14 protein-coding genes are annotated in these 12,709 nt (G+C 71.6%); 9 read left to right on the top strand and 5 right to left on the bottom strand.

The features are described from left to right. Nucleotide 1: 1 nt before the first annotated feature. Both AB0C96_RS02095 and AB0C96_RS02100 read left to right on the top strand, forming a co-directional pair. On the top strand, nucleotides 2–682 hold the full coding sequence (locus AB0C96_RS02095; RefSeq protein WP_362912699.1) for a TetR/AcrR family transcriptional regulator: 681 nt from the start codon (nucleotides 2–4) through the stop codon (nucleotides 680–682). Between the two features lie 329 nt (nucleotides 683–1,011). Then, entirely contained in the window at nucleotides 1,012–1,464 is a 453-nt protein-coding gene (locus AB0C96_RS02100) for a nuclear transport factor 2 family protein (protein ID WP_362912701.1), read from the top strand. Nucleotides 1,465–1,653: 189 nt separating this feature from the next. On the opposite strand, the gene AB0C96_RS02105 is transcribed toward AB0C96_RS02100, so the two are convergent. After that, nucleotides 1,654–2,085 (bottom strand): hypothetical protein, encoded by a 432-nt coding sequence (locus AB0C96_RS02105; RefSeq protein WP_362912703.1) that lies wholly within the window; start codon nucleotides 2,083–2,085, stop codon nucleotides 1,654–1,656. 129 nt (nucleotides 2,086–2,214) lie between these two features. Beyond that, on the bottom strand, nucleotides 2,215–2,466 hold the full coding sequence (locus AB0C96_RS02110) for a hypothetical protein (protein WP_362912705.1): 252 nt from the start codon (nucleotides 2,464–2,466) through the stop codon (nucleotides 2,215–2,217). Nucleotides 2,467–2,801: 335 nt separating this feature from the next. On the opposite strand from AB0C96_RS02110, the gene AB0C96_RS02115 reads away from it, so the two are divergent. Then, nucleotides 2,802–3,242, top strand: a complete 441-nt coding sequence (locus tag AB0C96_RS02115) for a GNAT family N-acetyltransferase (RefSeq protein ID WP_362912706.1) — start codon at nucleotides 2,802–2,804, stop codon at nucleotides 3,240–3,242. Between the two features lie 30 nt (nucleotides 3,243–3,272). On the opposite strand, the gene AB0C96_RS02120 is transcribed toward AB0C96_RS02115, so the two are convergent. After that, a complete protein-coding gene (locus AB0C96_RS02120) occupies nucleotides 3,273–4,238 on the bottom strand; it encodes an NADP-dependent oxidoreductase (RefSeq protein WP_362912708.1) in 966 nt (321 codons plus the stop codon). 141 nt (nucleotides 4,239–4,379) lie between these two features. On the opposite strand from AB0C96_RS02120, the gene AB0C96_RS02125 reads away from it, so the two are divergent. From AB0C96_RS02125 to AB0C96_RS02150, 6 genes are all read left to right on the top strand, one after another. Further along, a complete protein-coding gene (locus AB0C96_RS02125) occupies nucleotides 4,380–5,357 on the top strand; it encodes a helix-turn-helix domain-containing protein (protein WP_362912710.1) in 978 nt (325 codons plus the stop codon). A 92-nt stretch (nucleotides 5,358–5,449) separates the two neighbouring features. Continuing rightward, nucleotides 5,450–6,682, top strand: coding sequence for a MerR family transcriptional regulator (locus AB0C96_RS02130; protein WP_362912712.1), 1,233 nt, complete (start codon nucleotides 5,450–5,452; stop codon nucleotides 6,680–6,682). Between the two features lie 6 nt (nucleotides 6,683–6,688). Next, complete coding sequence (locus AB0C96_RS02135; protein WP_362912714.1) at nucleotides 6,689–7,408, top strand: hypothetical protein; 720 nt, start codon at nucleotides 6,689–6,691, stop codon at nucleotides 7,406–7,408. Between the two features lie 117 nt (nucleotides 7,409–7,525). Next, on the top strand, nucleotides 7,526–8,989 hold the full coding sequence (locus AB0C96_RS02140; protein ID WP_362912716.1) for a serine hydrolase domain-containing protein: 1,464 nt from the start codon (nucleotides 7,526–7,528) through the stop codon (nucleotides 8,987–8,989). Between the two features lie 117 nt (nucleotides 8,990–9,106). Further along, on the top strand, nucleotides 9,107–10,252 hold the full coding sequence (locus AB0C96_RS02145; RefSeq protein ID WP_362912717.1) for an aminotransferase class V-fold PLP-dependent enzyme: 1,146 nt from the start codon (nucleotides 9,107–9,109) through the stop codon (nucleotides 10,250–10,252). 578 nt (nucleotides 10,253–10,830) lie between these two features. Next, entirely contained in the window at nucleotides 10,831–11,595 is a 765-nt protein-coding gene (locus AB0C96_RS02150) for a helix-turn-helix domain-containing protein (RefSeq protein WP_362912910.1), read from the top strand. On the opposite strand, the gene AB0C96_RS02155 is transcribed toward AB0C96_RS02150, so the two are convergent. Both AB0C96_RS02155 and AB0C96_RS02160 read right to left on the bottom strand, forming a co-directional pair. Further along, the gene (locus AB0C96_RS02155; protein ID WP_362912719.1) at nucleotides 11,585–12,037 is read right to left on the bottom strand and encodes a GNAT family N-acetyltransferase; all 453 of its coding nucleotides are present in this window, start codon (nucleotides 12,035–12,037) and stop codon (nucleotides 11,585–11,587) included. The two genes, AB0C96_RS02150 and AB0C96_RS02155, sit on opposite strands and share 11 nt — an antisense overlap. A 93-nt stretch (nucleotides 12,038–12,130) precedes the next feature. Next, nucleotides 12,131–12,667 (bottom strand): MarR family transcriptional regulator, encoded by a 537-nt coding sequence (locus tag AB0C96_RS02160; protein WP_362912721.1) that lies wholly within the window; start codon nucleotides 12,665–12,667, stop codon nucleotides 12,131–12,133. Nucleotides 12,668–12,709 lie beyond the last annotated feature (42 nt).

The raw sequence follows: 12,709 nt of genomic DNA on the forward strand, positions 1-12,709 counted from the left end.
CATGTTGGTGTGGGAGAGGCCGGAGCCACCGAATCGACCCGTGCCGGCCCCGCTGAACCGAGGGCGGATCGTGCGAGCGGCGGTCCAGTTGGCCGACGCGGACGGCCTGGAGGCGGTGTCGCTGCGCAAGGTCGCCACCGCGCTGGGCGTCGGGCCGATGCGGCTGTACAGCTATATCGCCAGCAAGGAGGAGCTGCTCGACCTGATCGTCGACGCGGTCTACGCCGAGATCCGGCCGGTCGGAGACGGCTGGCGGGAGGTGCTGCGGTCTCTTGCCGAAACCACCCGGCAGGCCGTTCACGAGCACGAATGGCTCGCCGATCTGCTCGGTGGGCGACCGCAGCTCGGGCCGCACGCGCTGGCCAGGGGGGAGGCCGTGGTGGCCGCGCTGGACGGCGTTGATGTGGACGCCATCATGCCGGTGGTCACCGCGGTCGACGCGTATGTGATCGGCGCGGTGCGTCGGGAGATCGCCGAGCGGCGTGCCGAGCGGGCCACCGGGATGGACGAGAAGCGTTGGCAGGCCTCACTCGGGCCCTATCTGGAGCGGACCTTCGCCACCGGTCGATTCCCCGCGCTGGCCACGGTGGTGCGCGATGCCGCCCACCTGGACGCCGACCACACCTTCCGGATCGGTCTCGACTTCCTGCTCGACGGCATCGAAGCCCGCATCTCAAGGTGACGCGCGGCCGAAGGACCGGACGGGTACCGCCGGCTGAGATCAACATGCCACGCGATGACACGCGATGTGAGGCCCTGCACCGCTGAGCGAGCCGCGTCGCGCCGCGCTCTGAGCGGGGCCGTGTCACATTCCGAGGTGGCCGGGTCGTCGTACTGCTGAGACGAACACACCGTCCAGCGAGGAGGAGACCCGGTGGCGCTCGGCGATCGCGCCGTGCCGGCACCCGGGCCACGCTCGGCGGGACCGGCTGCACCACCGGCGTGGAGGCTCCGCTCATGGCGGACCGATGCCGTTCGTGCACCGGGTTCACGGTGACAAGGAGGAGACCGATGAGTGACTTTCAGGCCATCGCGGATCGCGTCGAGATCGAGGCGCTGCGCGGTGAGTTCACCGACGCGGTGATGATGCGCGACTACGACCGTATCGCTTTGCTGTTCACACCGGACGGTGCGCTGCGGATGCCCAACATCCCCGTCGAGCTCGAAGGCCGAGAGGCGATCCGCGCCTGGGGCAGGCGGGTGCCGGATGTGGTGGACTTCCTCGTGCAGAACACGCACCCGGGCATGATCCGGCTTGATGGCGACACCGCGTCCGGCCGTGCGTACATGTCGGAGCTGGGGCGCACCCGCGACGGCCGCGGAGGGCTGAACTACGCCATCTACCATGACCGTTACCAGCGCACCGGCGACGGTTGGAAGTTCGCCGAGCGCGTCTACGAGGTCCGATACGAAGACGCCTCGACGCCGGCCGGCTCGCCGCCCCGCCCGGCCGAGGAGTCGTGACCAGCTCACCGAGGCGGCCGAGTCGGGTGAGTGCACCGGTCATCGAGGACCGGCCGGACGGGGTGCGGCGTCCGGTGGGCCCGGTGGGATGCCGGACCGTGCCGGTCGTTGCGGCACTACAGGCGTAGGGCGCGCATCGGGTGGCACGGTCCCCTTCACTCCGGACTTCTGGGCACCGGGGTGACGCGCTCAGCCCAGCAGCTGCGTCGCCAGCGGTCGGAGCGCGTCCTGCACGGGGCGGAGGGTGGCGACCAGCGCGCCCTGGTCGTCCTGGTCGCGTTCCTGCTCCTTGAACTGACGGTGCGGTGCCTTGTTGGAGCAGCTGATGACCGATCCGATGTGCGTGTGGTCGTGGCGCTGATTGCTCAGCAGGCGGACCCTGGGGAACACCACGATGTTCCGCGAGTACGACGAGCAGTGCTGTCTCTGTCTGAGGGTGTGTCTGCCGTCCTTGCTGGCGTAGACGGTCTCGCTCTCGCGGATGCAGATGGTGCTGCTGCGGTCGTCGTGGCGGCAGCCGTGCGAGGCCGGTGCGGCGTATGCCTGGGGGGCGGCGAGGAAGGCCGCGGCGAGGCCGCCCAGCAGCGCCGAGACGGTTGTGATCTTCCTTCGACTGAACATGTGCTGCGTTCCTTTGTGATCGATGCCCGGGCGCCGGGCCCGGCGGGCCGGCCGGCGCTGAGAAAGCTGATGAAGCCCGAAAGGGGTCCCGGTGCCGAGCCCGTGGCGCGGCACCGGGACCTCTGCCAGTTACCAACCGCCGTTGCAGCCCATGCTCGAACCGACCCCGCCGATGTTGGCGCCGGGAGCCCCCTCGCCGTTGAGCGCGTTGCCCAGCAGGCCGTTGAGGACGCCGACCTGGCCGAGGACGTCGACGTTCAGGTCGTGCGACCGGCACCAGCCCCCGCCCCCACGGCCGGCGGCGGAGGCGGTGCCGGCGCCGAGGAAGCTGACGGTGCCGAGGACGGCGACCACGACGGCGGCCTTGCGAAGCTTGTGCATTTCTCCTCCAGGATGACGGGTGCGATCTGTAACAGATCAACTTCGTACAGTGACTCGGAGGCTAATATGAAAATATGCATCGTGCTCATCGGTGCTGCCATACGGGTAGTCTGCCGGCCGACGCGGACCGCACCGGACGGTGCACACAGCGTCGGTGACGTGCTCCGTTGCCTGCTCAGGCATCAGTTCTCCACTGGGGCAACGGAGTAGAGCCCCACTCGGCGCGGCCAGGCATCTTCTGAGGGTGCGTAAGGTCCCTCTCCCCCGTCCCCGCTCCCGGATGTGACGGGCCATTACGGTTGACGGCCCCTGAGGCGTAGGGGTTTCCTGCTGCGATGTCGACCCTGCGCATCGAACGACCGGATGACGACGCCAAGCTCACCGACTGGCAGTACGTCCACAACCACATCATCCCGACCGACCCGCTGTCGCTCGACGACGTGCGGGAGCGCGTGCAGCGCAACCACTTGGAGGTGGCGTACCTCGGTGAGGTCCTGGTGGGCTGCACGACCGTGCGTCCGCCCACCGACGACACCGCCACCGCGACGGTGATCGCCCGAGTGCTCCCCGCCCACCGACGGCGGGGGTTCGGCGAGGAGCTCTATGGGCGGGGTCTGGACACGGCGTGGGAGCTGGGTGCCAAGGTGATCGAGACGATCGTCCTGGCGTCCAACGTGGACGGGCTGCGGTTCGCGGAGAAGCACGGGTTCGTCGAGTTCGAGCGCTATGTGCTGCCGGGGTCGAGCATCCCCTGGATCACACTGCGACGCTCCTGAGTCGGGACGGCGCGGGCGGGCCGCCGGCCGTCAGGGCGCGACCGTGAGGACGATCTTGCCCGTGGTGCGGTCGGTCTCGCCGAGGGCGTGCGCCTTCGCCGCCTCGTCGAGCGGCAGCACGGTATCGACGGCGACCCGCAGCTTTCCCTCGTCCACCAGCTCGGAGACCGCCCGCAGCCCGGAGTGGTCGGGCTCCACCAGCACGAACACCGCACGGACCTGTGCCTCGCGCGCCTGGGCCGACGGGAATTCGTCGTCGGGAGGCACGATGGAGACCAGCGTGCCTCCCGGGCGCAGCGTGCACAGTGAACGCGCCCAGTAGTCGCCGCCGATGGTGTCGAGGACGACATCGACCTCGCGCACCGCCTCCGCGAAGTCCTGCTGGGTGTAGTCGACGAGTTCATCGGCACCGAGGCCGCGCAGGAACTCGTGCTTGGCCTCCCGAGCGGTGCCGATGACGTACGCGCCGCGGGCCTTGGCGATCTGTACGGCTAGATGGCCGACCCCGCCGGCCGCTGCATGGACCAGCACGCGGGCGCCGGGCTGGATGTCCGCGGTGTCGACCAGCGCCTGCCAGGCGGTCAGCGCCGCCAGCGGTAGCGCGGCGCCCTGGACGTGGTCCAGGCCCGCCGGAAGCGGCGCGAAGTGGCGCGTCGGAGCGGTGACGTACTCGGCGTAGGCGCCGGCGGGGTGCGGGAAGCGCGGCATGCCGAAGACCCGGTCGCCCGGCTCGAAGAGCGTCACCCCGGCGCCGACCGCCTCCACCACACCGGACACGTCGAAGCCCGGGGTGAACGGCGGAGTGGCGCCGTTGACGAGCGTGCCTCGGGCGCGCGTCTTCCAGTCGACGGGATTGACGCCCGCCGCATGCACCCGGACCAGGATCTCGGTCGGGCCGGGCACGGGCCGGTCGGTCGTGATCATTTTCAGGACCTCGGGGCCTCCCGCGGTGTCCTGGCTGATGGCACGCATCTGCGGGACCGGGGTCTGGGACATGGCGACTCCTTCGTACGGAAAGCGGTGGCCGGGCGCCGCACGACCTGCCGGACGGGTGCGTTTCCCGGAATGCCGCCAGCTTTCACTGGCGGGGGAGCGTCTGGCGGTGTCCTGATGGCCAACGTTTGAAAGAATCGGGTCATGCATCACGTCGGTGTCCTCGCGTTGGACGGTGTCATCCCCTTTGAGCTGGGGATCCCCGCCCGGATCTTCGGTGCCGCGCGCAGTGTCGCGGGGGAGCCGCTCTACTCCGTCGTGACGTGCAGTGTGGACGGGCGCCCGGTACGCGCCGAAGCCGACTACGAGATCGCTGTCGCCGAGGACGCCTCCGTGCTCGCCGGCATGGACACCGTCGTCATCCCCCCGTCGCATGCGCTACAGGCGATCCGCGAGGACGGCCACCTCTCCGACGACCTGCGGACGGCGCTGGGCCACGTGCAGCCCGGGACGCGGATGGTGGCCATCTGTACCGGCGCCTTCGCCCTGGCCGCCGCCGGGCTGCTCGATCACCGTCCGGCCACCACGCACTGGCAGGAGGCCGCCCGGTTGCAGCAGCTGTTCACCACCGTCCGGGTCGACCCCAACGTGCTGTTCGTCGACGACGGAGACGTCCTCACCTCCGCCGGAGCTGCCGCCGGAGTGGATCTGTGCGTGCACATCGTGCGCCGGGACCACGGGAGCGCGATCGCCAACGAGGTGGCCCGCTCGTGTGTGGTGCCGCCCTGGCGGGACGGTGGTCAGGCGCAGTTCATCCGGCAGCCCGTTCCCGAGCCGTCGACGGGCGGTACCGCGGCCACCCGGGCCTGGGCGCTGGAGCGCCTCGACGAGCCCCTCAGTCTGGCTTCGCTGGCCACGCACGCTCGTGTCAGCGTGCGGACCCTCACCCGGCGGTTCCGCGACGAGGTCGGTATGAGCCCCGGCCAGTGGCTCGCCGGCCAGCGCATCGAACGCGCCCGCCACCTGCTGGAAACGACGGACTGGTCGATCGACCTCGTCGCCCATCACGCGGGCTTCGGAACCGGGACCTCGCTGCGCCAGCATCTGCACAGCGCGGTGGGGGTGTCACCACAGACCTATCGACGCACCTTCCGCAGCGCGGCAACGGCGCTGACCGCCTGAGGCGGTGCCGCCCGCCGGGTCCGGTCCTGCCGGCGCTGCCCGGCCCGGGCGGCTTTGACCTTCAGCCTGGTTGAAACTCCACAATCGCAGCCATGGACGACAGCGAAGACCTGTTGGGCATCGGTGCGTTCGCGCGGCGGGTGGGCCTGACACCGAGCGCCCTGCGGTTCTACGACGACTGCGGGGTGCTGCGGCCGGCTCGGGTGGACGCCGTGACGGGGTACCGGCGATACGGGGCGGGGCAGACGGCGCGGGCGGTGCGGCTGCGGCGGCTGCGGGAGGCGGGGCTGCCGCTGGTGGATGTCGCGGTCGTGCTGGACGGACCGGCAGATGCGGCGCGCCGCACGCTACAGGCGCATCTGGAGCGGACGCGGCGCGCGGCGGACGAGGCGCGGGCGGTGGTCGCGGGGCTCCTGGGCGAGGTGGCCGGCGACGCGGAGCACCCCGGCAACGGGGCGCGGGCGCGAGTGGGCGGGGCCGAACTCGCCAGTGCGGTACGCCAGGTGGCCCCTGCGGCCGCGACCGGAGCGGCACAGGAGGAGTTTCCGGTGCTGGGCTGCGTCCTGCTCGAACTCGGCGAGGGAGAGGTGCGCTGGGTGGCCACGGATCGCTATCGGTTGGCGGTGCGCGTACTGCGGCCGTCGGAGTTCGACGGTGGGCCACGGCAGGTGCTGATCGCCGCGGATACGGCGCGGAGCCTGGCGGAGTGGGCCGTACGGCAGGACACGGTCGAGGTGGAGTGCCGAGGGGGCGTCGAGGGGGTTCGGCTGCGGAGCGAGGGGGACTGCCGCGAGGCGGTGGGCGGCCTCGCCGACGGTTCCGGGCCGGAGGCGTTTCCGGACTACCGGCTGGTGCTGGAGGGCTTGGAGACCGTTCGCCACCGGATCATCGTCGACCGGGTGGGGCTGCGGGATGCCGTGACCGGGCGGGCGGGGGCGGTGTTGTTGTCGGTCGCTGCGGGCGGCGGGGTGGGTGCTGGCGCCGGTAGTCGGAGCGAGGACGTGGTTTCACGTGAAACAGCGGTCGACGTTTCACGTGAAACAGCGCGTGGTGTTTCACGTGAAACCAGGCTGAGGCCCGCGGCCGACCAGGTGGTGGAGGTGTCGGGGGGAGGGCGAGAACCCGTCCGCCTCCCGGTGATTCGCACGGGGCCGGGGCTGCGCATCAGCTTCGATCCGGCGGTACTTGTGCCCGTGCTGGAGGCCGGAGTGGGGCCCGATGTGTTGCTGGAGATCGCCTCGGTGGACCGGCCCGTGGTGGTCCGCTCCGCCGACCAAGGAAGTTTTACGACGCTGGTGATGCCGGTGCAGAGGGGCGAGGACTGACGACGGATGGCTGACGAGGGGAGCGCACCGGTGGATCCGGAATTGCCTGTGGTGCAGTTGTGCGTGTGGGGCATGCAGGCCGAGGCGGAGGGGCGGGCAGAGCTGGCGCTCGGGCTCTTCCAACAGGCGTGGGACAGGGCGGTCGACGACTACGAGGCATGTATCGCCGCGCACTATCTCGCGCGGCATCAGAACTCGCCCAAGGAGACGCTGCGTTGGAACCAGGAGTGCCTGGACCGGGCCGACCGGGTGGGGGACGAGCGGGTGCAGACCTTCTATCCGTCGCTGTACCTGAACATGGCCCACGCCCACCGCAGTCTCGGCCGGTCCGCCCTGGCGCATGACTACTTCCTGCGCGCCGCGCAGCGGGTGGGCGACGTGCCCGACGGCCCGTACGGCGACTGGAACCGCTTCGCGATTGCGGAGGGCCTGAGGGGCACGGCTCCTGCGGCCGGTGGGACCGTGCCGGATCAAGGGGCAGCGACGACGTGGGCTCTCGACGAGACGGTCGAGGGACGGGTGCGAGAGCTGCTGTCGCGGTGGTGCGCCCGGTCCGAGCTCAAGGCGCTGGGGCTGACCCTCCCGGCCTACCTCGGCTACCTGGGGACGGACGAGGATCGGATGCGGCTGCGGGCCGCGCTGCACATGGTGCATGCGGCCCGCTGGCTTCCTGAGGACGAACAGGCCGAGCTGGGGGCGCTGATCGAGGCGGTGGTGCCGCGCTGACGCGGCGAGGCGCCGGACGGGCGGCCGGGCTGGAACGGCGGGGCAGGAAGGGCGAAGCTGGTCGCCGTCCCTGGACCGGCTGGAGCGGCTGGTTCGGATCTGTCGTTGAGGAGCGCCATGACCATCACCGAGTCCGCGGAGTCGTACGAGGCCGAGGGGAGTGGGACCGGCACGGACGGCCGTGCCCGGGTGCCGCTCGACACCTGCGAGGCGTTCGCGGAGCTGCTGCCCCAGACACGGCGGGCGCTGCTGCGCAGGTTGGCCGTCGGACAGGCCGAGGGGCGGGCGCCCTCGATGGTGGGTGCGGTGGTCCGCGGTGGGCGGGCCGTGTGGACCGGGGCGCGAAGTTCGGTCGAAGGGGAAGTGCCGCACGCCGATGTGCAGTACCGGATCGGGTCGATCACCAAGACCTTCATCGCCGTGATGGTGCTGAGACTCCGGGACGAGGGGTTGCTGCAACTGGCGGACCCGGTCGGCAGACATCTGGAGGACACACCGGTGCCGCATGCGACGGTCGCCCAACTGCTCTCCCACAGCTCAGGGTTGGCGGCGGAGACCCGGGGCCCGTGGTGGGAGCGGACCTCGGGGGAACTGCGGCCGGAGCCCGCCGATCTCTTCGACGCCCGGCCGCAGCGGCTCCCCGCCGGGCGGCGGCACCACTACTCCAACCCCGGCTATGCGCTGCTCGGTGCGCTGGTCGAACGCCTGCGGGGCGGTACGCCGTGGTACGAGGCGCTACGGCGCGAGGTGCTGGCACCGCTGGGCATGGGCCGTACGACGCTGCATCCGCAGATGCCGCACGCGGGTGGCTGGGCGGTGCATCCCTGGGCCGATGCGATGCTGCCCGAACCCGCCCAGGACACCGGGCTGATGGGTCCGGCGGGGCAGTTGTGGTCGACGCTGGAGGACCTGTGCCGGTGGGCGGGGTTCCTGCTGCGGGGCGATGAGCGGGTGTTGAGCGCGACGAGCCTGGCCGAGATGCGGACGCCGGCCGTACCGCCGGAAGCGGGCGGGTGGGATGCGGGGTTCGGGCTGGGGCTTCAGCTGGCACGTCGTGCGGGGCGCACGCTGGTCGGGCACACCGGGTCGATGCCCGGGTTCCTGGCGGCGCTGTGGACCGACACCGAGGAGGACGTGGCCGGCATCGTCCTCGCCAACTGCACGTCGGGGCCGGACGTCCCGGCCGTTGCGGCCGATCTCGCCGGGATCGTGGCCGAGCACGAGCCCCGGATCCCGGAGCCCTGGCGCCCGCTGCCCGGACCGTTGGATCCGGAGCTGCTGGCGCTGACCGGCCCCTGGTACTGGGGCGCGAAACCCCATGTGCTGCGGTTGCGGGCCGAGCGCGGGCTGGAGCTCGCACCCCTGTCACGGTCGGGGCGGGCCTCCCGCTTCCGGGCCGAGGAGGACGGCACCTGGACGGGGTTGGACGGCTATTACGCGGGCGAGACGCTGCGGGTGGTGCGGGACCGGGACGGTGCGGTCAGCCATCTGGACCTCGGCACCTTCGTGTTCACCCGCGGGCCGTACGAGCCGTCGGACCCGGTGCCCGGCGGGGTGGATCCGGAAGGCTGGCGGGTGTGAGACTGCCCGCACCGAGGGGCGCCGGGGCCGTACGGTGCGGGCGAGGTCGACGCACGTACAGTCGGAGCCAGACGTCAGGAGCCGCGTCGAGGCGGCTCGCTACCGCTGGAAGGCCCTGTGACTGCTGTGTCTGACCCGACCGCGAAATCCACCGCCCCGAACCTGCTCGACCTGGCGCCGCTCACCGCGGCCCAGTTCGCGCGGATCGAGGACAAGGTTGCCGCGCTGATGCGCACCCGTTGCGATGTCGTGGCGATGCAGGGCGAGGCGCTGCTGCCGCTGGAGGCCTGCATCCGCTCCGCCGTGCGGCCGGGCAGCACCGCGCTCAACATCATCACCGGCCCGTACGGCGAGACCTTCGGCGGCTGGCTGCGGTCCTGCGGTGCGGAGGTGGTCACCATCAGCGCGCCGTTCACCGGTGCGGTGGACCCGCAGCAGGTGGCGGAGGCGCTGCGGGAGCACCCGCAGATCGACTTCGTCAGCCTGGTGCACGCCGAAGCCGCCACCGGCAACACCAACCCCGTCGCCGAGATCGGCGCCGTGGTGCGCGAGCACGGCGCGCTGCTGATGCTGGACGCGGTCGCTTCGGTGGGCGCCGAGCCGCTGCTCACCGATGAGTGGGGCGTGGACCTGTGCGTCATCGGCGGGCAGAAGGCGATGGCGGGGCCGGCCGGCGTGTCCGTGGCCTCGGTCAGCGCTCGGGCGTGGGAGCGGATCGCCGTCAATGAGCAGGCTCCGCGCCGCTCGTACCTCTCGCTGCTGGACTGGAAGGAGCGCTGGATCGACGGTGGTCGCACCGCGCTGCCGCATGCCCCGGCGCAGCTGGAGATGCTCGCCCTGGAGCAGGCGGTGGACCGTATCGACGCCGAGGGGCTGGACGCGGTCATCACCCGGCACCGGGCGGCGGCCGCGGCGACCCGGGCCGGTGTGCGGGCACTGGGTGGGCTCGCCCCGTACGTTGCGCGTGATCAGGACGCGGCGCCGGCCGCGACGACGCTCCGGGCCCCCGAGGGAGTCGACGCCCGGGAGATCGTGACCGCCGCGCTCACGGTGGACGCAACGGTTCCGGTGCAGGCCGCGGCCGGCACGCTGGCCAAGGAGATGATCCGGGTGAACCACTACGGCCGTGCCGCCGACCGGGCCGTGGTCACGGCGTCGCTGGATGCCCTGGCGGGCGGGCTGCGCGCGTTGGGTGTGGCCGTCGACGCCGAGGGCGCGGCGGTGGCGGCGGGCGCGGCATGGGATGCGGTCGTCGCGCGCTAAGGCGTTCCTGCTGCTTCTGGGGCCGTGTTTCACGTGAAACACGGCCCCAGAACTCTGTGTGCATGAACCGGAGTTGAGGGACCTGCGCGGTGCTGGGCGTCGCAGGCCTACGGAGATCGGGAAGACACCTCCCACGCGCAGTGGCGCGGCCGGCCGCGATCCGGTGCCGCCAGGGAAGTGGTCCGGTGGCGCATCGGGAGCCCCGGAGGCAGGCTGGACGCTGAAGACGCCGTACGTACGCCGAGCGCGGGCTTCAGCGTCGCGGGGCTGGTCACGTCGACGGTTTGTACGTCAGCGCCGGCCGTGTCCAGGGCGCGGGCCCCGGTTCTCGGCCCTCGGTCCTCGGTCCTCGGTCCTCGAGCCTCGTGGCATCGCGGGTGCGCGCGCATACGGTCCGGTGGCCGCCGGCAGCCGGTGGCCACCGCATCGCCCTGTTCGCCCGTTGCGCCGCTCGTAGCCACTCACAAGCCCTCAACGATCATGTTCGGACCCTCCCATAGAATCGGAATGAGCGACCCGGTTGATATTTCCGGAGCGCGCGATCCGGATGTCCATGTGTTTCAGGAGGCCCGACGGTGATGGAGGGCGGTGGTGCGCCCGCGCGTGCGGATGCGCGGCGCAACAGGGCTCTGGTGCTCCAAGCGGCCCGATCCGCTTTCGAGGAACAGGGGTTGGGCGTTCCCCTCGGGGAGATCGCACGCCGTGCCGGGGTCGGGGCGGGGACCGTCTACCGCCATTTCCCTTCCAAGGAAGCCCTGTTCAGGGCCGCGATCGTGGAGCGGATCGAGCTGTTCACCGATACCGCAAGGGACTTGGTCGATGTCGAGGACCCCGGCGGGGTGTTCTTCCGCTTCCTGTCCTCCGTGGTGCGGCTCGCGTCACGGAACAAGGCGTTGTGTGACGCGTTGGAAGCGGCCGGAGCAGGGCGTTTCGAGCCGTCGCCGGGCGTGGGGAAGGACTTCGACGATGCCCTGGAGGCCCTGCTCATCAGGGCCCAACAGGCCGGCGAGGTGCGGAAGGACGTCGGGATAACGGACCTCAGGGCGCTGCTGGTGGGCTGTCTGGCGATGGAACGGGCCGGAAGGGGGCCGGAGTCCGAGGGGGGCGCGGAAGGGCGGATGACGGCGCTGGTGTGCGATGCGCTGCGGACGCGATCGGCCGTAACGAAACTCCCGACCGGTGGCGTAAAGAGTAACGAAACTCGATGTGAGGTGTGCGGCGCGGCGGTCGCGGCGGCGCGCACCGGGCGGCCCGCGCGGTACTGCGGCGGTGCCTGTCGGCAGAAGGCCCACCGGGCGCGCGGGCGCGCACGGCGGGCGGACGCCGGACCCGTCAGAGCATGAGCTTGAAGCCCAGGTGGGAGGCCTCGAACCCGAGGCGCTCGTAGAAGCGGTGGGCATCGACCCGGGTCGCGTCGGAGGTGAGCTGCACCATCTGGCAGCCGAGGGCGCGGGACTCCGCGACCGCCCACTCGACGAGCTGGCTGCCCAGGCCGCTGCCGCGCTCATCGCGGTGGATCCGTACGCCCTCGATGATCGAGCGGACGGCGCCGCGCCGGGACAGACCGGGGATGACCGTGAGCTGGAGGGTGCCGATCGTCCGCCCCTCGCGTACGGCCACGATCAGGTGTTGCTGCGGATCGGCGGCCAGTGCCTCGTACGCGGTCCGATACGGAGCCAGGTCGTCCGGCGTCTCGCGGGCGGCGCCCAACGGGTCGTCGGCCAGCATGGCGACGATGGCGGGCAGGTCGGCTTCGGTGGCGTGGCGTATCTCGATGTCGCTCATGGGCGCGACCCTATGCCGCGCTCTTGGGGAGACGGCGGGCAGACGGCCGGTTTGGACCTACCGCGGCCTGCCCGCCGGCCTCTCCCCCGCCGGTCAGCGTTCTGTCGGTGCGAGCGCTTCGACGGCGGTGACCAGCGGGGCCAGCTCGGGGCGCTGTGCGGCGTCCTGGAGGGCCTCGCACAGCGCACCGTCGTGCGTGGGCCGGGCCTCCACCAGGAGCGCGATTCCCTCGGCCGTGACGTCCGTGTAAATGCCGCGGCGGTCGTCGGGGCACAGGTAGCGCGAGAGCAGTCCGCGGTCTTCGAGCCGGGTGACCAGGCGCGTGGTGGCGCTCTGGCTGAGGACGACGGCGTCCGCGACCTGGTGCATCCGCAGGTGGCCACCCGGGCCGTCGTGCTGCTCGCTGAGCACGTTGAGGACCGAGAACTCACGGACGCTGAGGTCGTGCTGCGCCTGGAGCGCGCGTTCGATGTGCGACTCGATGCGGCCGTGCAGGGCGGAGAGCGCGCACCAGCCCTGGGCGAGCCCGGGCGCGGGTGCCGGCGGGCAGCTGGGCCCGGCCGAGGCCGCCGGCTGTGCGGCCGCGGACCGCTTCTGCGGTTCCCGCTTCTCGCGCGTCTGCTGCGTCATCGAAGACCTCCTCAAGGGGCGCACCAACCAGGATAGGACACC

Origin of the sequence: Streptomyces sp. NPDC048506 (assembly GCF_040651315.1) — a bacterium.
Lineage (GTDB): Bacteria > Actinomycetota > Actinomycetes > Streptomycetales > Streptomycetaceae > Streptomyces.